This is a genomic window from Nocardia sp. NPDC052316, from assembly GCF_044547795.1.
Taxonomy (GTDB): domain Bacteria; phylum Actinomycetota; class Actinomycetes; order Mycobacteriales; family Mycobacteriaceae; genus Nocardia.
The window spans coordinates 25,606-49,985 of sequence record NZ_JBIUBB010000007.1 but is presented as its reverse complement, the minus strand read 5'-3'; the positions used below and the strand labels follow the sequence as shown (position 1 = coordinate 49,985).

General features: G+C 67.8%; 23 protein-coding genes. 19 read left to right on the top strand and 4 right to left on the bottom strand.

What is annotated here, in order from left to right; all coding sequences use genetic code 11:
• Positions 1–56: 56 nt before the first annotated feature.
• The gene (locus ACIHA7_RS31890) at positions 57–1,562 is read right to left on the bottom strand and encodes a PucR family transcriptional regulator (RefSeq protein WP_397294668.1); all 1,506 of its coding nucleotides are present in this window, start codon (positions 1,560–1,562) and stop codon (positions 57–59) included.
• Between the two features lie 162 nt (positions 1,563–1,724).
• Between ACIHA7_RS31890 and uraD the strand changes: the two genes are divergently transcribed.
• The 18 genes from uraD to ACIHA7_RS31800 all read left to right on the top strand — a co-directional run bounded on the left by uraD (position 1,725) and on the right by ACIHA7_RS31800 (position 19,610).
• Positions 1,725–2,237, top strand: coding sequence for a 2-oxo-4-hydroxy-4-carboxy-5-ureidoimidazoline decarboxylase (uraD, locus tag ACIHA7_RS31885; protein ID WP_397294667.1), 513 nt, complete (start codon positions 1,725–1,727; stop codon positions 2,235–2,237).
• Complete coding sequence (gene uraH, locus ACIHA7_RS31880; RefSeq protein ID WP_397294665.1) at positions 2,234–2,533, top strand: hydroxyisourate hydrolase; 300 nt, start codon at positions 2,234–2,236, stop codon at positions 2,531–2,533. Before uraD ends, uraH begins: the two co-directional genes overlap by 4 nt.
• Before the next feature lie 3 nt (positions 2,534–2,536).
• Positions 2,537–3,412 carry a factor-independent urate hydroxylase gene (pucL, locus tag ACIHA7_RS31875; RefSeq protein WP_397294663.1) on the top strand — a complete coding sequence of 292 codons (876 nt, stop codon included), beginning with the start codon at positions 2,537–2,539 and terminating at the stop codon, positions 3,410–3,412.
• A gap of 2 nt (positions 3,413–3,414) precedes the next feature.
• On the top strand, positions 3,415–4,284 hold the full coding sequence (locus ACIHA7_RS31870) for an FAD binding domain-containing protein (RefSeq protein WP_397294661.1): 870 nt from the start codon (positions 3,415–3,417) through the stop codon (positions 4,282–4,284).
• Positions 4,284–4,757, top strand: a complete 474-nt coding sequence (locus ACIHA7_RS31865; protein WP_107656068.1) for a (2Fe-2S)-binding protein — start codon at positions 4,284–4,286, stop codon at positions 4,755–4,757. Before ACIHA7_RS31870 ends, ACIHA7_RS31865 begins: the two co-directional genes overlap by 1 nt.
• The gene (locus ACIHA7_RS31860) at positions 4,754–6,103 is read left to right on the top strand and encodes an 8-oxoguanine deaminase (protein ID WP_397294658.1); all 1,350 of its coding nucleotides are present in this window, start codon (positions 4,754–4,756) and stop codon (positions 6,101–6,103) included. The genes ACIHA7_RS31865 and ACIHA7_RS31860 overlap by 4 nt, the downstream gene beginning before the upstream one ends.
• Positions 6,100–8,433 (top strand): xanthine dehydrogenase family protein molybdopterin-binding subunit, encoded by a 2,334-nt coding sequence (locus tag ACIHA7_RS31855; RefSeq protein ID WP_397294656.1) that lies wholly within the window; start codon positions 6,100–6,102, stop codon positions 8,431–8,433. The genes ACIHA7_RS31860 and ACIHA7_RS31855 overlap by 4 nt, the downstream gene beginning before the upstream one ends.
• Before the next feature lie 156 nt (positions 8,434–8,589).
• The gene (locus tag ACIHA7_RS31850) at positions 8,590–10,032 is read left to right on the top strand and encodes an NCS2 family permease (RefSeq protein WP_397294654.1); all 1,443 of its coding nucleotides are present in this window, start codon (positions 8,590–8,592) and stop codon (positions 10,030–10,032) included.
• A gap of 14 nt (positions 10,033–10,046) precedes the next feature.
• Positions 10,047–11,114 carry an XdhC family protein gene (locus ACIHA7_RS31845; RefSeq protein WP_397294653.1) on the top strand — a complete coding sequence of 356 codons (1,068 nt, stop codon included), beginning with the start codon at positions 10,047–10,049 and terminating at the stop codon, positions 11,112–11,114.
• A gap of 128 nt (positions 11,115–11,242) precedes the next feature.
• Complete coding sequence (locus ACIHA7_RS31840; RefSeq protein ID WP_397294651.1) at positions 11,243–11,623, top strand: gamma-glutamylcyclotransferase; 381 nt, start codon at positions 11,243–11,245, stop codon at positions 11,621–11,623.
• The gene (locus tag ACIHA7_RS31835; RefSeq protein WP_397294649.1) at positions 11,620–12,423 is read left to right on the top strand and encodes a hydroxypyruvate isomerase family protein; all 804 of its coding nucleotides are present in this window, start codon (positions 11,620–11,622) and stop codon (positions 12,421–12,423) included. The genes ACIHA7_RS31840 and ACIHA7_RS31835 overlap by 4 nt, the downstream gene beginning before the upstream one ends.
• Entirely contained in the window at positions 12,420–13,295 is an 876-nt protein-coding gene (locus tag ACIHA7_RS31830; protein WP_147133645.1) for an NAD(P)-dependent oxidoreductase, read from the top strand. Before ACIHA7_RS31835 ends, ACIHA7_RS31830 begins: the two co-directional genes overlap by 4 nt.
• The gene (locus ACIHA7_RS31825; protein ID WP_397294647.1) at positions 13,292–13,438 is read left to right on the top strand and encodes a hypothetical protein; all 147 of its coding nucleotides are present in this window, start codon (positions 13,292–13,294) and stop codon (positions 13,436–13,438) included. Before ACIHA7_RS31830 ends, ACIHA7_RS31825 begins: the two co-directional genes overlap by 4 nt.
• A 2-nt stretch (positions 13,439–13,440) precedes the next feature.
• Complete coding sequence (gene gcl / locus ACIHA7_RS31820; protein WP_397294645.1) at positions 13,441–15,246, top strand: glyoxylate carboligase; 1,806 nt, start codon at positions 13,441–13,443, stop codon at positions 15,244–15,246.
• The gene (locus ACIHA7_RS31815; protein ID WP_397294644.1) at positions 15,243–16,424 is read left to right on the top strand and encodes a glycerate kinase; all 1,182 of its coding nucleotides are present in this window, start codon (positions 15,243–15,245) and stop codon (positions 16,422–16,424) included. Before gcl ends, ACIHA7_RS31815 begins: the two co-directional genes overlap by 4 nt.
• The gene (allB, locus tag ACIHA7_RS31810) at positions 16,417–17,742 is read left to right on the top strand and encodes an allantoinase AllB (protein WP_397294642.1); all 1,326 of its coding nucleotides are present in this window, start codon (positions 16,417–16,419) and stop codon (positions 17,740–17,742) included. Before ACIHA7_RS31815 ends, allB begins: the two co-directional genes overlap by 8 nt.
• Entirely contained in the window at positions 17,735–18,754 is a 1,020-nt protein-coding gene (alc, locus tag ACIHA7_RS31805; RefSeq protein ID WP_397294640.1) for an allantoicase, read from the top strand. Before allB ends, alc begins: the two co-directional genes overlap by 8 nt.
• 109 nt (positions 18,755–18,863) lie before the next feature.
• On the top strand, positions 18,864–19,610 hold the full coding sequence (locus ACIHA7_RS31800) for a class I SAM-dependent methyltransferase (RefSeq protein WP_397294639.1): 747 nt from the start codon (positions 18,864–18,866) through the stop codon (positions 19,608–19,610).
• A 34-nt stretch (positions 19,611–19,644) separates the two neighbouring features.
• Here the strand turns inward: ACIHA7_RS31800 and ACIHA7_RS31795 are convergent, their stop codons facing one another.
• The 3 genes from ACIHA7_RS31795 to ACIHA7_RS31785 are packed head-to-tail and all read right to left on the bottom strand — an operon-like array spanning position 19,645 to position 23,173.
• Entirely contained in the window at positions 19,645–20,775 is a 1,131-nt protein-coding gene (locus ACIHA7_RS31795) for a glycerate kinase (protein ID WP_397294638.1), read from the bottom strand.
• Entirely contained in the window at positions 20,772–22,070 is a 1,299-nt protein-coding gene (locus ACIHA7_RS31790; RefSeq protein ID WP_397294637.1) for a 2-hydroxycarboxylate transporter family protein, read from the bottom strand. The genes ACIHA7_RS31795 and ACIHA7_RS31790 overlap by 4 nt, the downstream gene beginning before the upstream one ends.
• Positions 22,067–23,173, bottom strand: a complete 1,107-nt coding sequence (locus ACIHA7_RS31785) for a tartrate dehydrogenase (RefSeq protein WP_397294636.1) — start codon at positions 23,171–23,173, stop codon at positions 22,067–22,069. Before ACIHA7_RS31785 ends, ACIHA7_RS31790 begins: the two co-directional genes overlap by 4 nt.
• Before the next feature lie 142 nt (positions 23,174–23,315).
• On the opposite strand from ACIHA7_RS31785, the gene ACIHA7_RS31780 reads away from it, so the two are divergent.
• On the top strand, positions 23,316–24,230 hold the full coding sequence (locus tag ACIHA7_RS31780) for a LysR family transcriptional regulator (RefSeq protein WP_397294633.1): 915 nt from the start codon (positions 23,316–23,318) through the stop codon (positions 24,228–24,230).
• Positions 24,231–24,380: the final 150 nt, after the last annotated feature.

Here is a 24,380-nt window from a genome sequence, read left to right as displayed (position 1 = left end):
AGCGCCTCGAGGACAATGCTGGAGCGTTGGGCGTCGGCTAGGAGCGAGAACTCTGCTCAGCGCAGGGCGAGGGCGAGGAAGAAGTCGACTCGGTCTTCGAGGCGGGAGAGGTCGCGGGCGGTGAGTTCTTCGATGCGCTGGATGCGGTAGCGCAGGGTGTTGACGTGGACGTGGAGGAGGTCGGCGCATTTGGTCCAGGAGCCGGAGACCTCGAGGAAGGTTTCCAGGGTGTGCACGAGGTCGGCGCGGTTGTCCTGGTCGTAGGTGGTGAGGGGGTCGAGCAGGCGCAGGCGGAACATGCGGCGGACCTCGTCGGGGACCGAGGCGAGCAGCAGCATGTGGGTGGCGAGTTCGTCGTGGCCGACGACGCTGGCCGGCTGGAGGCGGCCTGCGGCCATGCGGCGGGCGTAGCGGGCTTCTTCGACGGCGCCGCGCAGGCCCTCGCCGTCGACCACGCCGCTGACGCCCACGGATAGTCGGCTGCCGCGTAGCCCGGGCTCCAAAGCGGTGACGGCGCGGTTGATTTCGTCGATCACGGGGGTGTCCGGTCCTGCCGGGATCAGCGCGATCGCCTCGCCGTCGACCACACCGGCGGCGGGCCTTCTGCCGTAAAGGATTTCGCGCAGCAGCACGCGTAACTCGCCGGGCCGCAACGTGTCGTCACCGGCGGCCGCGACCGCGATGTAGGTCTCGGCGGGCCCCAAGCCGGTGAGTTCCAGCCGCGAAATGATCTCGGTCGGTTTGGCATCCGAGACGATGAGCTCGATGAGTTCCTGGGCGAGCCGCCCCTCGGCGCTCTGCCGGTCGTCTTGGCGGGCCCGTTCCAGCGACACCACGGCGGCCAGTTCGCCGGCCAGCGCCCGCCGCTCCTCGGGCCACTCGGTGTAATCGCCCTCGAACACCAGGAACCAGTCCGCGGCGCGGGAAGTGCGGTGCTCGTCCACCGCGAACAGGGAGAATCGGCTGCCCTCGTGCAGCAACGCGCACGGCAGGCGGCGAGCGCTGAGAAACGCGGTGGTCACCTCGACCGGCGGAGCGGTCGCGGGCCCGGCGACCGCCCGCCCGGTGGACGACACCACCCAGCAGCGCATGCCCAGGTCGCGTTCGATGAGCTCGAGGACCGAGCCGAGGCCCGCGCCCGAGACGAGCTGGCGGTGCCGGTCCAGGATGGCGGTGAGATCCGCGGCCCGTCCGGTCGACAGGTTGCGGGTGATCTGCTCGGTGACCGCGGCGAACGCGACCGTCTCCGGCACCCGGAACAGCGGAATCCGATGCTTGCGACAGGCCTCGACCACATCCGGCGGCGCACCGCCGTACCTGGCGTCGCCCGCGGCCAGCCCGGCCACCCCGGCCTGGGCCAGCGCCCGGACGAACACCTCGCTGTCGGCGGGATCGTGGCGCCACTGCATGCCGGTGAGCACCAGCTCGCCACCGGAGAGGTAGCGACCGGGGTCGAGCATGTCGGTGGTCACCACCCAGCGCACGAACCGGTCCAGCTCTTCCTCGCCGGTGACGAGCTCTAGTCCCAGGTCCGCCATGGTCAGCAGTGATCGAAGGCGCACGGTGCGAAGGCTAACAGCCGGACCCCTGGTGAACGCCCTTGGACATTCGCACAAAGAGTTGGTTGTGAACTGGCGCACAGTTCAGATTTCTCGTTTCTGGCTGCGGTGTTCCCCGGCGGGTGTACTTGCGGAACAGATTGGCGAACCCCGACAGGAGGTCAGATGGCAGGCGACATCGGATGGCTCAACTCGTTGCCGCCGGACCGCGCCGTGCAGGAACTGCTGACCTGCTGCGCGTCCCGGCAGTGGGCGCGGAAGGTGGCGGCCTCGCGGCCCTATCCCGACGCCGCGAGCGCCACCGCCGCGGCCGTCGCCGCGGTGTGCGAGCTGAGTTGGCCGGATGTCGAGGAGGCGCTCTCGGCGCATCCGCGCATCGGCGATCGAGCCAAGGCCGAGTTGTCCGAGCGGGAGGCCGCGTGGTCGCGCGGCGAACAGTCCGGCGCCGCCACCGCCGACGCCGCCGTGCGAGCCGAGCTCGCCGCGGGCAACCGGGCCTACGAAGACCGGTTCGGTCACGTGTTCCTGATCCGCGCCACCGGCCGCAGCGCCGAGGAGATGCTCACCGAGCTGCGCAAGCGTCTGGCCAACTCGCTGCTCGACGAACGCATCAAGGTGCAGAGCGAGCTCGCCGACATCACGCGGCTGCGCGTGCGAAAGCTGCTGGGGGACAGGTGAGTTTGTCCACCCACGTGCTGAACGCGGTGACCGGGCGGCCCGCCACCGGGTTGCGGGTCCAGCTGTCGCGCGCCGACGGAACCGTGCTCGCCGAACGGCACACCGACGACGACGGCCGCATCAAAGATCTGCCCGCGCCCGAACCGGGCACGCACCGGCTGACTTTCGACACCGCCGAGATCAGCCCCTTCTACCCCTCGGTCGCCATCGACTTCACCGTCGCCGACCCGGCGGCGCACTACCACGTGCCGCTGCTGCTCAGTCCGTATTCCTACTCCACCTATCGAGGTAGCTGAACAATGTCGATCAAGCTCGGTCCGAACCGATATGGCAAAGCGGAGACCCATGTCGTCGGCGTGACGAAGAACGGTGGCGTGCACGAGATCCGGGATCTCAATGTCGGCGTCGCACTGTCCGGTGACATGGACGAGGTGCACCTCACCGGCGACAACAGCGCGGTGCTGCCGACGGACACGCAGAAGAACACCGTCTTCGCCTTCGCCAAGGAGCACGGCATCTCCTCGCCCGAGGCGTTCGGTGAGCTGCTGGCCCGGCATTTCGTCGATTCGCAGCCGACCATTCACCACGCACGGGTCAGCGTCGAGGAGTACGCCTGGGAGCGCATCGTGCTCGGCGCGAGCAACGAGCAGCACTCGTTCGTGCGCTCGGGCCAGGAGGTCCGGACCGCTCGGGTGCACTACGACGGCGAAAAGTCTTGGGTCGTAGCGGGTTTGCAGGGCCTGGTGGTGCTGAACTCCACCGGTTCGGAGTTCCACGGGTACCTGAAGGACAAGTACACGACGCTGCAAGAGGCCTACGACCGTGTCCTGGCCACCGAGGTCAACGCGGAGTGGCGCTACATCGGCGAGCCGAGCGACTGGGACAAGACCTACCGCGAGGCCAGGCGCGCCATGCTGGAAGCGTTCGCCGAAACCTACAGCTACTCACTGCAACAGACCCTCTACGCGATGGGCGAGCGGGTACTCGCGACCTGCGCGGAGATCGGTGAGGTCCGGCTGTCGCTGCCCAACAAGCACCATTTCGTCGTCGACCTGTCCGCCTTCGGCCTGACCAATGACAACGAGGTGTTCTACGCGGCCGACCGCCCCTACGGTCTGATCGAAGGCACCGTGCTGCGCGAGGACGCGCCCGCCGCCGGACCGGCGTGGGAGTGACGATGGACTTCTTGCGACCCACCAGCTGGGCGGACGCCCTCGACATCAAGTCGAACCGCCCGGACGCGACCCCCATCCAGGGCGGCACCGACATGATGGTCGAGCTCAACTTCGACAAGGGCCGCCCGAGTGCCCTGCTCGACCTCAATCCGTGCCGAGAGTTGTTCGAGTACAGCGAGATCGACGGCAAGCTGCGCATCGGCGCGGGGGTGCCGTACGTCCGGATCATCAACCGGCTCGGCAACCGGTTGCCCGGCCTGGCCCAGGCCTCGCGCACCGTCGGCTCGCCGCAGATCCGCAACCGCGGCACCGTCGGCGGCAATCTCGGCGCCGCGTCACCGGCCGGGGACACCCATCCGGCACTGCTCGCGGGCAACGCGGTGATCGAGGTCGAGTCGGCCGCGCGCGGCACCAGGATGATCCCGATCGACGACTTCTACGTCTGGGTGAAGAAGAACGCCCTCGAACCCGACGAGCTGATCCGCGCGATCTGGCTGCCGCCCGCCGAAGGGCCGCAGTACTTTTCGAAGGTCGGCACCCGCAACGCCATGGTGATCGCCGTGTGCTCGTTCGCCGTCGCGCTGTATCCGGGCACCGGCACCGCGCGGACCGGCATCGGCTCGGCAGGCCCGACGCCGCTGCGCGCGAAGCCCGCGGAGGAATTCCTTGCCGCACAGCTGCCTTGGCACGATCCGGCACCGCTGTCCGACAGTGTGCTGCGCGAGTTCGGCGCACTCGTGTCGGCCGCGGCGGCCCCGATCGATGACGTCCGCGGCACCGCCGACTACCGCAAGCACGCCCTGTCGGTGCTGGCCCGCCGCACGCTGGGCTGGGCATGGACCGACTACCTGACAGAAAGGAAGGCAGCCTGATGCGCGTGACCTTCGACGTGAACGGCGCCACGGAGACCGTCGACGACGTGTGGGAGGGCGAGAGCCTGCTCTACATGCTGCGCGAGCGGATGGGTCTTCCCGGCTCGAAGAACGCCTGCGAGCAGGGCGAATGTGGTTCCTGCACGGTGTATTTGAACGGTACGCCGGTGTGTTCCTGCCTGGTGGCGGCCGGTCAGGCCGAGGGCTGCTCGGTGCGGACGGTGGAGGGCCTGACCAAGGGCGCGCAGCTGGACCCGATGCAGGAGGCGTTCGTCGAGGCGGGGGCGGTCCAATGCGGTTTCTGCACACCGGGTCTCATCGTGCAGGCGCACGACCTCATCGAACACAATGCCGATCCGTCCGATGCGGAGATCCGCGAGGCACTGGCCGGAAACCTCTGCCGCTGCACCGGATACGAGAAAATTCTGGATGCCGTGCGGCTCGCGGCACAGCGAAAGGCGGCGGCGCAATGAGCAAGACCGTTATCGAGAACGCGTACATCGCACCGGTCGTCGGACCGGAAATTCCCTCAGGTCACCTCGTGATCGCCGACGGCAGGATCGAATCACTCGGCGCGGGACCGGCCCCCATCGTGCCCGACGCGCAACGCATCGACGGGACGGGCTGCCTGGTCACCCCGGGCTTGGTCAACACTCACCACCATCTGTACCAGTGGGCGACCCAGGGCATGTTCCAGGACTCGACGCTGTTCGAGTGGCTGACCGGCCTGTACCGCACCTGGGCGCGGATGGACGCCGAGGTCGTCTACGGCGCGGCCTCGGCCGGTTTGGGCTGGATGGCGCTGACCGGCTGCACCACCAGCAGCGATCACCACTACGTCTTCCCGCAGGGCCGCGGTGACCTGTTCGACGCCGAGGTAAGGGCCGCGCGCGAGCTCGGCATCCGGTTCCACCCGTGCCGCGGCTCGATGGACCGCGGTCAGTCCGACGGCGGGCTGCCACCGGACGAGGTAGTCGAGGATCGCGACGCGATCCTGCTGAACACCGCGGAAATCATCGACAAATACCATGATCCGTCGTTCGACTCGATGCTGCGCGTCGCGGTGGCGCCATGCTCGCCGTTCTCGGTGAGCGAGGGTTTGATGACCGACGCCGCGTCGCTGGCGCGCAGCAAAGGCGTTCGGCTGCACACCCATCTCGCCGAGACGCTCGACGAGGAAGAGCACTGCCGCGAGCAGATGGGTTGCACGCCGGTCGAATACATGGAGAAGCTCGGCTGGCTCGGCGACGACGTCTGGTTCGCGCACGCGGTGCACCTGCACGACGCCGACATTCGCCGCTTCGCCGAGACCGGCACGGGCATGGCGCACTGCCCGAGCTCCAATGCCCGGCTCGGTGCGGGCATCGCCCGGATCACCGATCTGCTGGCGGCGGGCGCGCCGGTCGGCCTCGGGGTGGACGGCGCGGCCTCCAGCGAATTGACCTCGCTGGCCGGTGAACTGCGCCAGACCATGCTGTTCCAGCGCGCGGTGCACGGACCGACCGCGTTGACCGCGCGCCAGGCCCTGGAGGTCGGCACCCTGGGCGGTGCCCGGAACTTGGGCCGCCAGTTGGAGATCGGCAGTCTGGAGCCCGGCAAGCTCGCCGACATCGCCGTGTGGCGGGTCGACGGGTTCCGTGCCGCGGTTCAGGATCCGGTGTGCACCTTGGTCTTCGGGCCGACGCCGCCGCTGGCCCGGCTGCTGGTCGGTGGCCGCACCGTGGTGGAGAACGACGAGCTGCGCACCGTCTCGCACGACGCGGTCGGCCGGGCAGGCGCGGCCGCGCGCAATCGCTTGCTACAGGAGGAATCTCGATGACCTCGGCTCGAACCACCCGTTTCCCCGGTGAGGTCGCCGCGCCAGGCAAGGGCGGCGTCGGCGAGAGCCCGCTGCGGCCCGACGGCACCCTGAAGGTGAAGGGCGAATTCGCTTACTCCTCGGATCTGTGGATCGACGGCATGCTCTGGGGCGCGACCCTGCGCAGCCCGCATCCGCGCGCCCGCATCCTGCGCCTGGATATCGGCCCTGCGCTGAAACTGCCTGGCGTGCATGCGGTGCTCACCCACGAGGACGTGCCCGGCCGCAAGATGTACGGGCTCGACCACACCTGGGACCAGCCGGTGCTTGCCATCGACGAGGTCCGCCACCACGGTGAACCGATCGCGCTGGTCGCCGCCGATCATCCCGAGATCGCCCGGCGCGCAATGGAAGCCATCGTGATCGAGTGGGAGGTGCTGGAGCCGATCACCGACCCGCTCGCCGTGGTCGCCGACCCGGAGCGGCACAAGGTGCAGGAGCGCGGCGGCATCACCCGGTACCAGCCGGTGCGCGTAGGCGACATGGAGGTCGGCCGGGCGCTGGCCGATGTGGTGATCGCCGAGGACTACGAGGTCGGCATCCAGGACCAGGCGTTCCTCGGCCCGGAGTCCGGCCTGGTGGTGCCCGCCGAGGACGGCGGCCTGGACTTCTACGTGGCCACCCAGTGGATGCACTGGGACCTCACGCAGATCGGACCCTGTCTGGACCTGCCCGAGGACAAGATGCGGATGACGCTGGCCGGCGTCGGCGGTGCGTTCGGCGGCCGCGAGGACCTGTCCATGCAGATCCACGCGGGCATGCTGGCGCTCTACACCGGCAAGCCGGTCAAGATGATGTACAACCGCGAGGAGTCCTTCTTCGGGCACGTGCACCGGCATCCGGCGCAGATGCGCTACGAGTACGGCGTCAGCCGGGCCGGGAAGATCGTGTTCGCCAAGGTGCGGATCGTGCTGGACGGCGGGGCCTACACCTCCGCCACACTCAACGTCACCGGTAACGCGGCCTCGCTCGCGGTGGGGCCCTATGAGATCCCGAACCTCGAGATCGACGCGTACGGCGTCTACACGAACAACCCGCCGTGCGGCGCGATGCGCGGATTCGGTGCGGTGCAGGCGTGTTTCGCGCACGAGTCGATGATGGACAAGATCGCCGAGGCGGTCGGGCTCGACCCGGTGCACGTGCGGCAGATCAACGCCGTGAGTCAGGGTTCCAAGATCGCCACCGGGCAGGTGGTGCACGCGCCGATGCCGATGGCCGAGATGCTCGGGCAGGCGCGCGACATGCCGCTGCCCGCGCCGCTGGACGTCGCCGATATCCGGAACCTGCCCGGCGGCGCCTCGCAAACCACCCACGGCGAGGGTGTGGTGCGCGGCATCGGCTACGGCGTCGGCATCAAGAACATCTGCTTCTCCGAGGGATTCGACGACTACTCCACCGCGCGGGTGCGGCTGGAGGTCATCGGCGGTGAACCGGTCGCGCTGGTGCACACCGCCGCGGCCGAGGTCGGCCAAGGGCTGGTCACCGTCGAAGCGCAGATCGCACGCACCGAACTCGGCGTCGAGAAGGTCACCATCCATCCGGCCGACAACCAGGTCGGCAGCTCCGGCTCCTCGTCGGCCTCCCGGCAGACCTATATGACCGGCGGTGCGGTGAAGGCCGCCTGCGAGGCGGTGCGGATGCGCGTACTCGCCCTGGCCCAGGGACGTTTCGGCGCGGCCCGCGGACTTCGGCTGGTCGGCGGCAAGGTGGTCTCGCACACCGGCGAGGTGTACGCCGCGCTCGTCGATCTGCTCGGTGACGAGATCATCGAGGAGACAAGGGAGTTCCATCACAGGCCGACCACCGGCATGGATCCCGTGACGGGCCAGGGCGACAGCCACACCCAGCTCGCCCTGTGCGTGCACCGGGCCGTGGTGGATGTCGACACCGAACTGGGTCTGGTCAAAGTCGTTGCGCTGGACGCCGTCCAAGATGTCGGAAAGATCATGAACCGCTTGTCGCTGGAGGGCCAGATCCACGGTGGCTCCGCCCAGGGCCTCGGCCTCGCGGTCATGGAGGAAATTCAGGTCCGCGACGGAAAGGTGCTCAACCCGTCCTTCACCGACTACCTGATCCCCACGATTCTCGATATGCCGCCACAGCGGCTGGAGATTCTCGAAAACGCCGACCCGCACGCCCCATACGGGCTGCGCGGCGCCGGAGAGCCACCCACGCTCTCCTCGACTCCCGCGGTCGTCGCGGCCATTCGGGACGCATGCCGTTCCGCGGGAGGAACCGTGCACATCAACCGAGTGCCGGTGCGTCCGGAAGACATCATCCGGAGCAGTTGATCAACAGGGGTTGTGTCCGTCCCGCAGGCACCGTGTCGGCAACGACATCGCCTGCGGGACAACGCAACACAGACCCCACAACAGCAGAACCGAACCACGCGATCCAGCCATGACGGCCGGCTCGTAGGTCGGCTATGCCCCGAGGAGGGCACGCCAATGACCCAAGTCCAGACCCACTCCTCCGTCCCGGAGCCGGTCACCGGAAGATCCCCGCTCGACCGATTCTTTCGGTTGAGCGAACGCAAGACCACCGTCTCCCGCGAAATCCGCGGCGGTATCACCACTTTCGTGGCGATGGCCTACGTCATCCTGCTGGTCCCGCTGATCATCGGCGGGGTCACGGATATCGACGGCAACACGCTGAGTATCGCGCAACTCACCACCGCTACCGCGTTCTCGGCCGGGCTCAGCACCATTCTGATGGGCCTCGTCGGCAACGTACCACTGGCCCTGGCGGCCGGTCTCGGCGTCGTCCCGGTGGTCGCCTTCCAGGCGGCCCCGCACATGACGTGGCCGCAGACCATGGGCCTGGTGGTGCTGATGGGCGTGGTCATCGTGATCCTGGCCGCGACCGGCCTGCGCACGATGATCATCAACGCCATTCCGCTGTCGCTCAAGAACGCGATCGGCGTCGGCATCGGCATGTTCATCGCGATGATCGGCCTGGTGTCGGCGGGCGTCGTCGGCCACGGTGCGCAGACCGGTCCGCCGGTCACGCTCGGCGCCGGCGGGCACCTTTCCGGCTGGCCGGTAGTGATCTTCGCCGTCGGATTGCTGCTCATGCTGGCGCTGTTCATCCGAAAGGTGCCCGGTGCCATCCTGATCAGCATCGCCGTGGCCACGGTGCTCGCCATCGTGGTCAACTCGCTGGCGAAGATCGATCCGAAGACGTGGGGTCCGGTGGTGCCGGAGACGCCGAAGGGGTTCTTCGCCGCGCCGGACTTCGGGTTGGTGCTCGAGATCGATCTGCTCGGTGGATTCGCCAGAGCGGGTGGGCTCGTCGCGGGTGTTGTGCTGTTCACGCTGGTGCTCACCGGGTTCTTCGACGCCATGGGCACCGTGTTCGGGGTCTGTGACGAGGCCGGCCTGCTCGACGAGCGCGGCACCATGCCCGGTCTGGGCAAGGTGCTGACCGTCGACGGTATCGGGCAGGTCATCGGCGGCGTGAGCGGCGGCGCGGGGAACACCGTGTACGTCGAGTCCGCGACGGGTGTCGGTGAGGGCGCGCGTACCGGGCTGGCCAGTGTCATGACCGGTGGATTGTTCTGTCTCGCAGTGCTGTTCACCCCGTTGGCGGCCGTGGTGCCCATCCAGGCCGCCGCGCCGGCGCTGGTGCTGGTCGGCGCGCTGATGATGACCCAGGCCCGCAAGATCGACTGGGCCGACCTGGAAGTCGCCGTCCCGGCCTTCCTGACCATCGTGCTGATGCCGTTCACCTACTCGATCACCAATGGTGTCGGCGCCGGCGTCATCGCCTACGTGGTGATCAAGGCGGCCCGCGGCAAGTTCAGCGAGATCCACTGGCTGATCTGGGTGGTCGCCGCGGTCTTCGCCGGGTACTTCGGCATCGCGGCCATCGAACTGATGCTCGGCGGATAGAACGGCGGAAACAAATGCGTGACCTCGCGGCAGAGCTCCTGCCCTGGCATACGGCGGGTAAGACCTACGCCGTCGCCACCGTGATCGGCGTCAGCGGTAGCGCGCCGCGGCCGCCGGGCGCCGCCCTGGCGGTGGACGCCGAAGGTGTTGTCATCGGCAGCATTTCCGGTGGCTGCGTCGAAGGCGCGGTGTACGAGCTCTGCCGCGAGGCACTGCGTACCGGGCAGCCGGTGCGCGAAACCTTCGGATACAGCGACGACGACGCGTTCGCCGTCGGGCTGACCTGCGGGGGCAAGATCGAAGTTTTCGTCCAGACCGTCACACCCGCGGAGCACGACACGATCGAGGCCTTGCTGCGCTCCGCCGAGCCGGTGGCGCTCGTCCGCGACCTGAACACCGGGGCCGCAATGGCTTTGGGGCCGTGGTGGACGCTCGGGGCGACGTTCGAACCGGTGGTGGTCGCCGAAGCGCGGGCGATGCTCGACCTCGGCGCTACCGGCGTACGCGTCATCGGCTGCGGTGACCGGGAATCGACGGTGTTTGTGGAATCGTACGTACCGCCGCCGCGCATGATCGTCTTCGGCGCAATAGATTTCGCGGCCGCCGTGACACGGATGGGCCGGTTTCTCGGCTATCACGTCACCGTCTGCGACGCCCGCCCCATCTTCGCCACACCGGCACGATTCCCCGACGCACACGAGGTTGTGGTGGAGTGGCCCGACCGGTACCTCGCGCGCACCACGGTCGACTCCCGGACCGTGCTGTGCGTGCTGACCCACGACGCGAAGTTCGATATACCGTTGCTGGAGAAGGCATTACGGCTGCCGGTGGCCTACGTCGGTGCGATGGGTTCGAGGCGCACCCACGAGGATCGGATGGCCGGTCTGCGCGCCGCCGGCCTCTCGGACGCCGAACTGGCGGTGCTGCATTCGCCGATCGGACTCGATCTGGGCGGGCGCACGGCCGAGGAGACCGCCGTCGCCATCGCCGCGGAGATCGTGGCCGTCCGGCGCGGCGGCTCGGCCCGGCCACTCAATACCACCGACGGAGCCATCCACCGGGACCTGGTGCCGACCCGGTGAAGGTATTCGGCTGGAGCATCATACGAAATCGACTTCGGAATGCTCGATCAGCTTTGGGTTGATCTCATCTATCCGAACAGCGCGTAATCCACGCATACTTGATGAAATTCGATACAAAGGACCCGATAATGCCGTTGATTTTCCTGAACGGTTCCGCCATGCGCGGAGGGCCGCTCAACCATTTGTTGAACGGTGCGCCGTTCGCCGGTGAGGCGAAAACCGCGCCACGCTACCGATTCTTCTCGGTCGGCGACCGTTTTCCCGGCCTCGACCCGTCGCCGGACGGCGGCCACTCGATCACCGGCGAACTGTTCGACGTGCCGCTCGACGTACTCCGTGAAAGCCTGCTACCTGCGGAACCGCCCGAGCTGGAGCTCGGCGCGATCGAGCTGGACGACGGCAGGTCGGTCCTGTCGATGGTGTTGCGCAGGCCGCCGACGTCGTACCCGGAGCTGATCGACATCACCCGCATCGGCAGCTGGAAGAAATATCGAGAAGGAGCTGAATGAAGCATTACGCAGGGGAGTCCGGTCTCCCGAGATTCGATGTCAATTGCTCTATTCTTTTCACCGATCTCCCGCTGCTGGAGCGTCCGGCCGCAGCCAAGGCCGCCGGTTTCGACGCGGTCGAATTCTGGTGGCCCTTCGGTGAGGATCCGACGCCGGGGGACAAGGAGATCGACACGTTCGTTCGCGCGATCGATGACGCCGGTGTGCAGTTGGTCGGGTTGAATTTCATCGACCTTATTCCGGTAGGCCGTGGTCTGGTCTCGGTGCCCGGCGAGGTCACCCGGTTCCGCGACAACATCGAGGTGGCCGTCGGGATCGCCGAGCGCACCGGTTGCCGGGCGCTGAATGCCCTCTACGGCAACCGCATCGCCGGCGAGGATCCGGCGAAGCAGGACGAGCTCGCCCTGGAGAACCTACGGCTTGCCGCCCGCGGCGCAGCCCGGATCGGTGCCGCCGTACTGGTCGAGGCGCTGAACGCGCATGAGTCGCCGCACTATCCGATCGTCAGCGCCGAGCAGGCCGTGCGCGTGATCGAGCAGACCGGCGAGCCGAACGTGCGCTTCCTCTGCGACCTGTACCACCTGGCGCGGATGGACGAGAACCTGATTCAGGTGATCAAGACCTACGCCCAGCACATCGGCCACGTACAGATCGCCGACGACCCGGGTCGCGGCCGGCCGGGGACCGGTGAACTCGACTTCGACACGCTGTTCCAAACCCTCGCCGCCGCAGGTTATGACGGCTGGATCGGACTGGAATACAAAGACCCCGAGCTTGATTGGAAGTGGATGCAGGCATGAGCAGTATCGGTTTTATCGGCCTCGGGATCATGGGCAGCCCGATGGCGGGCCACCTCGTCAAGGCCGGACACGACGTGACCGGCTACGACATCGGCCCGAAGGGTCTCGAAAAGCTGAAGGAGGCGGGCGGTTCCGCCGCCGCCAGCGTCGCCGAGGCCGTGCGCGACAAGAACATCATCATCACGATGCTGCCGCAGGACGAGCACATCGAGCAGGTCTTCCCCGAGATCGTCGAGCACTCGGTCCCCGGCTCGCTCTACATCGACTTCTCCACCATTACCCCGAAGACCGCCAAGTGGACGGCCGAGCAGGGCAAGAAGAACGGCCTGCGGGTGCTGGACGCCCCGGTGAGCGGCGGGGAGAACGGTGCGATCAACGCGGCCCTGTCGATCATGGTCGGCGGCTCGGAGGCCGATTTCGCCGCGGCCACCCCGATTTTCGAGGCGGTCGGTAAGACCTTCGCGCTGGTCGGCGGCAGCGGCGCGGGGCAATGCGTGAAGGCGGCCAATCAGCTCGTCGTCGGCGGCACGTATGCCTTGGTTGCCGAGGCGATCCTGTTGATGGAAAACCTGGGCGCCGACGCGGCCAAGGGGCTCGATGTGCTGGCCGGCGGCCTGGCGGGCAGCAAGATCCTCGAGCTCAAGCGCGAAACCATGCTGGCCCGCAACTTCGTGCCCGGCTTCCGGATCGACCTGCACCACAAGGACATGGGCATCATCCTGCAGGCCGCCCGCGAGGCCGAGGTGTCGATCCCGATGGGCGCGCTCACCGCGCAGCTGATCGCGGCGGGCCGCGCCATGGGCTACGGCTCACTGGACCACTCGGGTCTGCTGCTGGTCGCCGAGGCACTGTCGGGTCGAGGCGAGGCATGAGAATGCTCGCGCCGTCGCTCGCGCGGCACGAAGAATGCGGCATCCGGCTGCCCGACGGCTGGGTGCGCAGCGACAAACCTGCCGACCGTGCGAAGCCGCACGCGGTGCAAACACGCAACACAAGCCAGAACAAGGAGCGTTGACCATGGCACGGATGCGTACCGTCGACGCCGCGGTCCTGATTCTCGAAAAAGAAGGCGCGACACAGGCGTTCGGCCTGCCCGGCGCGGCGATCAACCCGTTCTACAGTGCGATGCGCGCGCATGGTGGCATCAAGCATGTGCTCGCGCGCCATGTGGAGGCAGCCTCGCATATGGCCGAGGGTTACACCCGTGCCGTGGCGGGCAACATCGGCGTCTGCATCGGCACTTCGGGGCCCGCGGGCACCGACATGATCACCGGGTTGTACTCGGCCAGTGCCGATTCCATCCCGATCTTGTGCATCACCGGTCAGGCGCCGGTGGCGAAGCTGCACAAGGAGGATTTCCAGGCTGTCGACATCTCCTCGATCGCCGCGCCGGTCGCCAAGTGGGCTGTCACGGTATTGGAGCCCGCGCAGGTTCCCGGTAGCTTCCAGAAGGCTTTTCGGTTGATGCGGGAGGGCAGGCCGGGTCCGGTGTTGATCGACCTGCCGATCGATGTGCAGCTCGCCGAGATCGAGTTCGACATCGATACCTATGAGCCGCTGGTGGTGCATCGGCCCGCGGCGACGCGGGCGCAGGCCGAGAAGGCGATCGCCATGCTGAACGCGGCCGAGCGTCCGCTCCTCGTGGCAGGTGGCGGCATCGTGAACGCCGACGCCGCCGCACTGTTGGTGGAGTTCGCCGAACTGACCGGTGTTCCCGTGGTGCCGACGTTGATGGGGTGGGGCACGATCCCCGACGACCACGCACTGCACGCGGGCATGGTCGGTTTGCAGACCTCGCACCGGTACGGCAACGCGACCATGCTCGAGTCGGACTTCGTGCTGGGGATCGGCAATCGGTGGGCCAACCGGCACACCGGCGGCGTCGAGACCTACACCAAAGACCGAACTTTCGTGCACGTCGACATCGAGCCGACCCAGATCGGCCGGGTCTTCGCCCCTGACTTCGGCATCACCTCCGACGCTGGTGCGGCGCTGCAGGCGTTCATCGAGGTCGCCCGCGAGCTCGCCGCGGCCGGCGAACTGCCCGATCGCAGCGACTGGGCGGGGCAGGTCCGGGCACGAAAGCAGCTCGGCCAGCGCAAGACCCACTTCGACAACGTGCCGATCAAACCCCAGCGGGTCTACGAGGAGATGAACCGGGCGTTCGGGCCGGAGGTCCGCTACGTCAGCACCATCGGGCTCTCGCAGATCCAGGCCTCGCAGCTGCTGCACGTCTACAAGCCGCGGCACTGGATCAACGCGGGGCAGGCCGGACCCTTGGGGTGGACGTTGCCCGCCGCCCTCGGTGTCGCGACCGCGGATCCTGATTCGACGGTGGTGGCGCTCTCGGGTGACTACGACTTCCAGTTCCTCATCGAGGAATTGGCCGTCGGCGCCCAGTTCAACATCCCGTACATCCACGTGCTGGTGAACAACTCGTACCTGGGTTTGATCCGCCAGGCGCAGCGCAACTTCTCCATGGACTACTACGTCCAGCTCGACTTCGACAACATCAACAGCCCGGAGGTCGGCGGCTACGGCGTCGACCATGTCAAGGTCGCGGAAGGTTTGGGCTGCAAGGCTATTCGGGTCTTCGAACCGGACCGGATCGGACAGGCACTCGAAGACGCCAAGAAGCTGATCGTCGAACACCGGGTGCCGGTGGTCGTCGAGTGCATCCTCGAACGCGTCACCAACGTGTCGATGGGCTTGGAGATCGACAACATCGTCGAATTCGAGGAACTGGCGCAGTCCGCCGCGGACGCGCCAACAGCCACCGTCGCCATCGAACCGGAGCCGGAACCGGTCGGAGGCGGCAGGTGAGCGGGCCGGACGCGCCCCGCTCGAAAGATGTGCGCGGCGGGTGGCGCGATGGCCATTGCGTCGTCGCCCCCGACAAGTTCAAGGGGTCGCTGACCGCGCCTCAGGTCGCCGCGCACATCGTCACCGGACTCCGCCGGGTACGCCCGGACATCCCCGTCGTCAGCATGCCGGTGGCAGACGGGGGCGACGGTACGGTCGACGCCGTCGTGGAGTCGGGCTTCGTCCGCTTTCAGACGAGCGTCGCCGGTCCGCTGGGATTGCCGGTGGCCGCTTCGTTCGCGATGAGGGGCGAGGCGGCCGTGATCGAGCTGGCGGAAGCGTCCGGCCTGCGTCGGCTGCCCATTCGGCCGACCTTCCAAACCGCCATGACGGCAACGAGTTACGGCACCGGCGAGCTGATCCGCGCGGCCGCCACCCGCGGCGCGCGCCGGGTCGTGCTCGGTCTCGGCGGCAGCGCGTGCACCGACGGGGGAGTCGGCATGATGTCGGCGCTCGGCGTGCGCTTTCTCGACGAGCACGGCCGCGAGCTGCCGCCGGGTGGTGCGGCGCTGAGCAGGTTGGCGCGCATCGATGCCAGCGACATGCTGCAGGTTCCGGTGATCGTCGCCTCCGACGTGGACAATCCGCTGCTCGGGCCGCGCGGCGCCGCGCACGTCTACGGTCCGCAGAAGGGCGCGCGGAGCAGCGACATCGACGAATTGGAGTGGGGCATGGCGCGTTTGGCCTCCATCGTCGAGCGCGATCTCGGCGCCGACGTCGCGGACCGGCCGGGCGCCGGTGCCGCGGGCGGGGTCGGCTACGCCGCGCTCGCCTTCCTCGGCGCGACCGTGCGGCCCGGCATCGAGCTCATCCTGGAGCTGATGTCGTTCACCGAACAGATCGAAGGGGCCCGGCTGGTGATCACCGGTGAAGGCTCCCTCGATCCGCAGACCCTGCACGGCAAAGCGCCGGTCGGGGTCGCGCGAGCCGCGGCAGGCGCCACCGTGCCGGTCGTCGCGGTGGCCGGCCAGCGCTCGCTCACCGGCGAGCAGCTGCGCCGCGCCCACATCGAGCAGGCGTACGCGCTGACCGACCTGGAACCCGACCCGGAGGTCTGCATGGCGAACGCGGGACCACTGTTGGAACGGCTGGCCGGTGAGATCGCCGGGGCCTGGCTGGGAGCGAGCGCACATGCATGATCTGGTCATCCGGTCCCGGCGGGTCGCGCTGCCGGAGGGGATCCGCGCGGCCGCGATCGCGGTGCGGGACGGCAAGATCGTGGCGCTGGCGGACTATGACGCGGTCCTGCCCGCGGCGGCGACCACCGACCTCGCGGATCTCGTCGTGCTGCCGGGTCTGGTGGACTCGCATGTGCACGTCAACGAGCCGGGGCGGACCGAGTGGGAGGGCTTCGCCACGGCCACCAAGGCCGCCGCGGCGGGCGGGGTGACCACGATCGTCGACATGCCGCTGAACTCGTTGCCGCCGACGGTCACCGTGCCACACTTGGCGACCAAGCGGTCTGTTGCGGCGGGGCAGTGTCACGTGGACGTCGCCTTCTGGGGCGGCGCGATTCCCGGCAACCTGACGTCGCTGCGGCCGCTGCACGAGGCGGGGGTGGTCGGCTTCAAATGCTTCCTGTCACCGTCCGGGGTCGACGAATTCCCGCCGCTGGGGCTTGGCGAGGTGGAGCAGGTGATGCGGGAGCTCGCGGCGTTCGACGGGCTGCTCGTCGTGCACGCCGAAGATCCGGTGCGGCTGCACGATCCGGTCGACGGGTCCTATCGCGCGTTCCTGGATTCGCGGCCCGGGGCGGCGGAAAAGGCTGCGGTGCAAGAGGTTATCGCGCTGGCCGAAGCGACCGGCGTACGCGCGCACATCCTGCACGTCTCGGCGGCCGCCTGTCTCGAACCGCTGGCCGCGGCGCAGGCGCGTGGCGTGCGGATCACCGCGGAGACCTGCCCGCACTATCTGACGCTCTCGGCGGCCGAGGCGTCCTCCACCGCGTTCAAGTGCTGCCCGCCGATCCGTGACGCGGGTAACCAGGACGCGCTGTGGCAGGGCTTGGCCGACGGGGTGCTGTGCTGCGTCGTCTCCGATCATTCGCCGTGCACGCCCGAGCTGAAGGAAGGCGACTTCGCGACCGCCTGGGGCGGCATCTCGTCGCTGCAGATCGGACTGCCGGCCGTGTGGACCGCCGCCGCCGAGCGCGGCTTCCGGCTGACCGATGTGGTCCGCTGGATGGCCGCCGCACCCGCTGAACTGGCCGGGCTGTCGCACAAGGGCCGGATCGCGATCGGGTGCAACGCCGACCTGGTCGCGTTCGACCCGTGGGCGCCGATCACCGTCGACCCCGGCGCGCTGGCGCACAAGAACCCGATCACGCCCTACGGCGGCCGGGAACTGCGCGGCCTCGTGCACGCCACCTGGCTGCGCGGACGGGTCGTCGGCAACGGCCACCCGCCCGCAGGCAGCCTGATCTCCTTGCACCACAACCGGATAGGGAACCATGTCTGACTTCACCAACCTGCCCGACCTGGCGCTGCGCACGCACCGCGCCGGGGTGGTGGCCGCGAGCGACGAGTCGTTCGAAGAGCGGGAAAACCTGATCAACCCTTGGGAACCCCGCTTCGCCGAGCACACCTTCGGGCCGAAAGGCCAGGAGTACGACGGCTGGGAGACTCGCCGCCATCGCGGGCCCGGCCACGACTGGGCGATCATCCGGCTCGGGATGCCCGGCGTGATCCGCGGGGTTGTCGTCGACACCGCCTGGTTCAAGGGCAACTATCCGCCGTTCACCTCGGTCGAGGCCTGTCGCGCGCCCGGCTATCCGTCGCCGTCCCAATTGGATTCGGCCGAGTGGGTGGAGATCGTGCCGCGCAGCGCATTGGGTGGCGATGCGAAACACGAACTCCCCGTGGCCGACGACCGCATCTTCACCCACGTCCGGCTGAACATCTACCCGGACGGCGGTGTCGCGCGCCTGCGCGTGCACGGCGAGGTGGTCCCGGACCCGACCCTGCTCACCGGACTCACCGTCGACCTCGCCGCCCTCGAAAACGGCGCACGCACCGTGGCCTGCTCCAACATGTTCTACTCCGCCCCTGACAACATGCTCTCGCCCGGCTTGGCCCGCAACCAAGCCGAAGGATGGGAGACCGCTCGCCGTCGTGACAGCGGAAACGACTGGGCTGTCGTCGAACTCGCGGCCCAGGGGGTACCGGCGCTGATCGAACTCGACACCACCAACCTGTTGTTCAACGCGCCCGGCGAAACCCGCATCCTGGCGATCGATCACCAAGGTCCCGAGCCCTTGCCGCCCACCGACGACCCCGCCTGGTTCGAGGTGCTGCCGAGGACAACACTGCAACCCGACACACCCCATCGGTTCCGCCTTGCGCCCAGCGATCGTCCGGCTACCCATGTCCGCGTGGACATCTACCCGGACGGTGGCATCGCTCGGCTTCGGGTGCTCGGCTCGCTCACTGCGGCGGCGGAGCGCGCGTTGAACTCGCGCTGGCTCCAGTAGCTCGCTGCCGCTGCGGAAGCTCGCGGATCGGCGAGGCCGTTGCGGTCATGGCCGCCGACCTGGCGGTAGTGTCCGATCATGGCGACCGCAAGCTGGAGCAGTGCGCACGATGACTGTCTATGACGCGACGGGGCGGACATATGCGCTGACTCGGCGGCCGGATCCGCAGATTGCCGAGGCGATCGGGGCGGCGCTGGAGGGCATGGGGACCGTGGTGAATGTTGGTGCGGGGACCGGATCTTATGAGCCGGACCGGACGATGCTTGCGGTGGAGCCGAGTCGGGTGATGATTGCTCAGCGTCTGGTGGGGGCGGCTCCTGCGGTTCGGGCGGTTGCGGAATATCTACCGGTGCGCAGTGGTGCGGTGGATGCGGCGTTGGCTGTGCTGACCGTTCATCACTGGGGTGATCTCGAGCGTGGGGTTGCCGAGATGGTGCGGGTTGCGCGGCGGCGGGTGGCGATTCTTACGTGGGATCATGCGGTGTTTCGGGAGTTCTGGCTGGTGCGTGACTATCTGCCTGCGGCCGCCGCGACGGATGCGCGACTCGCGGTCTCGTTGGGTCGGCTGACGGGCTTGTTGAACGACCCTGTGGTGCAGCCGGTTCCGGTGCCGCATGATTGCGTGGACGGGTTCGGTGGTGCTTACTGGCGCAGGCCTGATGCGTATCTCGACGAGACGGTGCAGGCGGGGATGTCGATGCTGACGCTCACGCCGAAACCGTTGCTGCAACAGGGATTGTCGCGATTGCGTGAAGACCTGGAGACCGGCGCGTGGCAAACCCACTACGCCGACCTCCTCGAACGATCGCATCTGGATCTGGGTTACCGGCTCATCACCGCGGACTTGCCAGGTTGAGAGGTCACACACCAGTGCGCTCGACGGCCGGGGCTCATCGAACGCCTGCCGAGTCGAGCAGGCGGGAATGCCCGATCTCGCGACCGATTCGCACCAGCAGTTCCGCCGTCAACGACGGATCGCGCGCGGTATCTCGATCGGTGTAATCGGTCAGCGCGTAGACGTCGACGAAACCTGTTCGACTCCAGCGGCTTCGGGGCACCTCGTTGCGTCCGGCGACGGTTACGACGGGAACCGGGCCGGCCCGCCGCGCGACGACGGCGGGCAGTTTTCCGTGCTGGGACTGCGCATCGAAGCTGCCCTCGCCGGTGACGACCAGATCTGCCTGCGCGCAATGGCGATCGAAGTCGAGCAGGTCGAGGAAGAACTCGGCACCGGAGGTCATTCGAGCACCGAGCAGCAAGGCGGCGAACCCGAGCCCGCCCGCGCTGCCCGCGCCCGGGGAAGCCGCAAAACGTGCGGCTTTGGCAAAGCCGTTGCGGGCCAATACTTCCACTATGCGGTGCAGGCCCTGGTCGAGCCGCTGCACCTGGGCCGGATCGGCTCCCTTCTGCGGACCGTAGACGGCCGCAGCACCATCGGGCCCGGTCAACGGGTTGGTGACGTCGGAAGCGAGTACGAGGTCGACCGACGGTAGGCGTACCGCCGTCGAGGTATCGACCGAGGCGATGTCGAGCAGCGCCCGTCCACTCGGCGGCAAGATCCGCCCGGCCTGATCGGTGAACCGAAACCCGAAGGCGGTCAGCAATCCCATGCCGCCGTCGGTGCCCGCGCTGCCGCCGAGTGCCAGCACCACGCGGCGCGGCGACAGCCGCAGCGCTTGCCGAATCGCCTGTCCGAAACCGAGACTCGACGCTTCCATGGGTTGCATCCGCCCGCCGGGCAGTGTGGCCAGCCCGCAGGTGTCGGCGACCTCGACGATCACCGTGTCGCCACGCAATGCCATGGTGGCCCGACGCGGGGTGCCGACGGCACCGGCGACAGTGCAGGCCACTCGGGAGAACCCGGCCGCGACGGCGGCGTCGACGCTGCCGTCACCACCGTCGGCGAGCGGGAGCTCCGTGCTGTCGACACCGGCGCGGGCCAGCCCCTCGGCCAGCCGCCGCGCGACCTCGGCCGCTTTGAGGCTGCCCTTGAATTTGTCGGGCGCGACCAAGACCCTCATGCGTCGAGCACCCTGATCAACGTCGCCGCCGAGATCACCGTGGTCACCCCGCCGATCCGGGTGGAGATCTGCGCGAACGGCATCAGATTCATCCGGTTGGACGCCGAAAGAATTGCCACATCGCCGGTTCCACCGAGGCCGCTGTGACACACCGTGACCAACGAGGCGTCGACCGGGTACATGCCGATCGCGCGCCCGACCCAGAAGCCGGTGGCCGCCATCGCGAGCACCACGGCGACGCAGGCCGCGACGTACCCCACCGACAGCACACCCATGATGTTCTTCAACGGCAGGTACAGCATGCCGAGACCGATCATGGTCGGGTAGATGAAGTATCGCGAGATTACGGTGTATATGCCGCGCACGCTGTCCTCGACGGCGGCAGGGAAGACATTGAACAACTTGCAGAGCACCGACATGACGATCACCAGCACCGGCGCCGGAAGATGCACGACCTCCTCCAGCAGCGTGGCCAGGACGAACAGACCGCAGATGAGCAGCACACCGAGCGCGTGGTTGCGGGCGGGGAAGTCGGGCGGCGGGGCCGGCGGGGCCGCAAGGGGATCGGTGGGCACCTTCACCAATTGGCCGCCACCGTCGAGCTGCGGGCGGCGATCACCGAGTCTGCGCAGCAGTCCGGCGGTGATCACCGCGGCGATATTGCCGATGATCGCGGCCGGAATGAGTTCGGCGACATAACTTCCCGGTGTGCCACCCAACGCGGATGCGTAGGCGGAGGAGAGTGGAATGACACCCTCGCCGATGCCGCCGCCGATGATCGGCACCACGATGTAGAACAACGCCCGATGGAAGCTGTAGCCGAACGCCATGGCGACGCCGATGCCCACCGAGACCGCCGCGGCCGTACCGAGGACCAGCGGCGCGAAAATACGGATCAACCCGCCGACCATCACCTTCCGGCTCATCCCGAGGATGCTGCCGACCACCAGGGTGCAGATGACGAAGTAGAGGAAGTTGGCCTCCTTCATCAGCGAGTTCACCGCCGCCAAGGTGTTGTCGTTGAACGCGCCGAAGTACACCAGGACCGAGGGCGTCATCAGGCAGATGAGCGCGCCGCCACCGATTTTGGAGATGACCGGAAGGTGGTTACCGAGCGGGCCGAGCAGCATGCCGAGGCCGACGATCACGGCGAGCCCGCCGATCATGTTCTCGGGGATGGCGTCGAAGAGCCCGGCGGTGAGTACCCCTGCGGTCAGGATGACCGGGACGATCAGCGGCATGCCGTCGAGAGTGGGCAGCGCGAACGACCGCGCGGGGCGTGCCTGCAGACTCATGGCCGGCTCACGGGCGCCATCGACGTCGCGGACTCGAGCTGCGCACGCACCTGTCCGCCAACGGATTCCGTTGTCTGCGAGCCGCCCATATCCGGCGTCAGCGCCGACTCGCCCCGGGAGAGCACCGTTTCGATGGCCGCCAGCACGGCATCGGCGGCGGGCTGCTCGCCGAGATGCTCGAGCATCATCGCCCCGCTCCAGATCTGACCGATCGGATTGGCGATGCCCTGTCCGGCAATATCGGGGGCGGAGCCGTGCACGGGCTCGAAAAGGCTGGGAAACAGGCGCTCGGGGTTGATGTTTCCGCTCGGGGCGATACCGATCGTGCCGGTGCAGGCGGGGCCGAGATCGGACAGAATATCGCCGAACAGGTTGCTCGCGACGACCACATCGAACCAGTCGGGGTGCAGCACGAAATTGGCCGTCAGAATATCGATGTGATACTTGTCGACCTCGATGTCGGGGTAGTCCACCGCCATCGCCGCGACGCGTTCGTCCCAATAGGGCATGGTGATGGAGATTCCATTGCTCTTGGTCGCCGACGTGAGGTGCCGTTTCGGTCGGCGCCGGGCCAGTTCGAAGGCGTACTTCAGTATTCGGTCGACGCCGGTCCTGGTCATCACCGTCTCCTGCAACACCGTTTCCCGGTCGGTGCCCTCGAAGATCTTGCCGCCGATGCTCGAGTACTCACCCTCGGTGTTCTCCCGGACCACGTAGAAGTCCACCTCGCCTGGTTGCCGACCGGCCAGCGGACTTGTGATGCCGCGCAGCAGCCGGACCGGCCGCAGGCTGACGTACTGGTCGAAATGCCGCCGGAACTGCAGCAGGCTGCCCCACAGCGAGACGTGGTCCGGCACCACCTCGGGCCAGCCCACGGCGCCGAAGAAGATGGCATCGAATCCGGCCAGTTCGTCGAACCAGCGGTCCGGCAGCATTTTTCCGGTCGCCACGTAGTATTCCGCGCTCGCGAAATCGAATTCGGTGAAATCCAGGGTGAAGTCGAATGCCGCGGCGGCCGCCTCCAATACCCGGACTCCCTGCGGCACGACTTCCTTGCCGATACCGTCGCCTGGAATGATCGCAATTCGGTGAGTTGCACCCATCGTCGCGTGCTCCGATCTCCTCGATACGCCCCAGTTTTCGTTGTCTCGGGGTCGGTCACAACGGTAGGCTCGGACATTCCGTGGCAAAAGCGCGGAACGCGAAAGAGACTGTTTCCGGAATGGAAAAGACGAGGAGGTCGCCGTGCCAGGCGCGTCCACCGACGACGTCACCTTCTTCGATATCGTCGCCCGTTCCCGCAGCCTGACCGAGGCGGCGCGCGAATTCGGCGTCTCGGTGTCGTCGGTCAGCAAACGGCTCGCACAGATGGAGGCCCGGCTCGGGGTGCTGCTGGTGCAGCGCAGTACGCGCAGGCTGACGCTGACGCCGGAGGGGGAGCGTTACGCGGCCGGGGCGTCGGTGATCGCCGCCCAGCTCGAGGAGCTGGAGGACTCGATCGCCGAGCAACGGCACGAACTGCGCGGCCGTGTGCACGTCCGGTCGACTATTGGTCTGGGGCGGGCGCACATCTCGGCGCTGCTCGCCGAATTCGTCGAGCGCAATCCCCAAGTGCAGGTGGATCTGGAGCTGTCGGCGCTGCCGCTCAATATCGCGGGCACCGGGTTCGACATCGATATCCGGGTCGGCGTGCTGCCGGATTCGCGCTTGACCGCGACCCGGCTCTGGGTGAACCGCCGGGTGCTGTGCGCGTCACCGGAGTACCTGCGGCGCAACGGAACACCCGCGACGCTCGATGAGCTCGCGCAGCACAACTGCATCATCCTGCGGGAGAACGAGTCCGACTACGCGCTGTGGCGGTTCGAAAGCGGCGGAAAGGAACTCGCGATCCGCGTGGCGGGCAATCTGATCAGCAACGATGGTGACGTGATCACCCGGTGGTGCCTGGAGGGGCGCGGATTGGTGATGCGCTCGCTCTGGCACGTCGATCCGCTGCTACGTGACGGATCGCTGGTCCAGGTGCTCCCGGACATCCAGACGCCCAGCGCCGACATCTCCGCGCTCTATGCCGCCGCCGCACCGCTGCCACGCCGAACCCGGGCTGTTATAGATCATTTGAAGGCCGGGCTCGGCCGTCGGATCACCGGTGCGTCGCGGTAGCAGAAGTTCTCGTGACGCAGGTGCCAGCGCTTGTCGCGCAGGCGGGAGCTCGAGTGGCGCAGGCGGGAGTTCGAGCGACGCAGGCGGGAGTTCGAGCGACGCAGGCGGGAGCCCGAGTGACGCAGGGGGGAGCTCGAGTGGCGCAGGCGG

Bases quoted from the DNA above. Each gene is read 5' to 3' on its own strand.
- uraD (WP_397294667.1), top strand. From the start codon at position 1,725: ATGGCAGGCGACATCGGATGGCTCAACTCGTTGCCGCCGGACCGCGCC.
- pucL (WP_397294663.1), top strand. From the start codon at position 2,537: ATGTCGATCAAGCTCGGTCCGAACCGATATGGCAAAGCGGAGACCCAT.
- ACIHA7_RS31870 (WP_397294661.1), top strand. From the start codon at position 3,415: ATGGACTTCTTGCGACCCACCAGCTGGGCGGACGCCCTCGACATCAAG.
- ACIHA7_RS31865 (WP_107656068.1), top strand. From the start codon at position 4,284: ATGCGCGTGACCTTCGACGTGAACGGCGCCACGGAGACCGTCGACGAC.
- ACIHA7_RS31860 (WP_397294658.1), top strand. From the start codon at position 4,754: ATGAGCAAGACCGTTATCGAGAACGCGTACATCGCACCGGTCGTCGGA.
- ACIHA7_RS31855 (WP_397294656.1), top strand. From the start codon at position 6,100: ATGACCTCGGCTCGAACCACCCGTTTCCCCGGTGAGGTCGCCGCGCCA.
- ACIHA7_RS31850 (WP_397294654.1), top strand. From the start codon at position 8,590: ATGACCCAAGTCCAGACCCACTCCTCCGTCCCGGAGCCGGTCACCGGA.
- ACIHA7_RS31845 (WP_397294653.1), top strand. From the start codon at position 10,047: ATGCGTGACCTCGCGGCAGAGCTCCTGCCCTGGCATACGGCGGGTAAG.
- ACIHA7_RS31840 (WP_397294651.1), top strand. From the start codon at position 11,243: ATGCCGTTGATTTTCCTGAACGGTTCCGCCATGCGCGGAGGGCCGCTC.
- ACIHA7_RS31835 (WP_397294649.1), top strand. From the start codon at position 11,620: ATGAAGCATTACGCAGGGGAGTCCGGTCTCCCGAGATTCGATGTCAAT.
- ACIHA7_RS31830 (WP_147133645.1), top strand. From the start codon at position 12,420: ATGAGCAGTATCGGTTTTATCGGCCTCGGGATCATGGGCAGCCCGATG.
- ACIHA7_RS31825 (WP_397294647.1), top strand. From the start codon at position 13,292: ATGAGAATGCTCGCGCCGTCGCTCGCGCGGCACGAAGAATGCGGCATC.
- gcl (WP_397294645.1), top strand. From the start codon at position 13,441: ATGGCACGGATGCGTACCGTCGACGCCGCGGTCCTGATTCTCGAAAAA.
- allB (WP_397294642.1), top strand. From the start codon at position 16,417: ATGCATGATCTGGTCATCCGGTCCCGGCGGGTCGCGCTGCCGGAGGGG.
- alc (WP_397294640.1), top strand. From the start codon at position 17,735: ATGTCTGACTTCACCAACCTGCCCGACCTGGCGCTGCGCACGCACCGC.
- ACIHA7_RS31800 (WP_397294639.1), top strand. From the start codon at position 18,864: ATGACTGTCTATGACGCGACGGGGCGGACATATGCGCTGACTCGGCGG.
- ACIHA7_RS31795 (WP_397294638.1), bottom strand. From the start codon at position 20,775: ATGAGGGTCTTGGTCGCGCCCGACAAATTCAAGGGCAGCCTCAAAGCG.
- ACIHA7_RS31790 (WP_397294637.1), bottom strand. From the start codon at position 22,070: ATGAGTCTGCAGGCACGCCCCGCGCGGTCGTTCGCGCTGCCCACTCTC.
- ACIHA7_RS31785 (WP_397294636.1), bottom strand. From the start codon at position 23,173: ATGGGTGCAACTCACCGAATTGCGATCATTCCAGGCGACGGTATCGGC.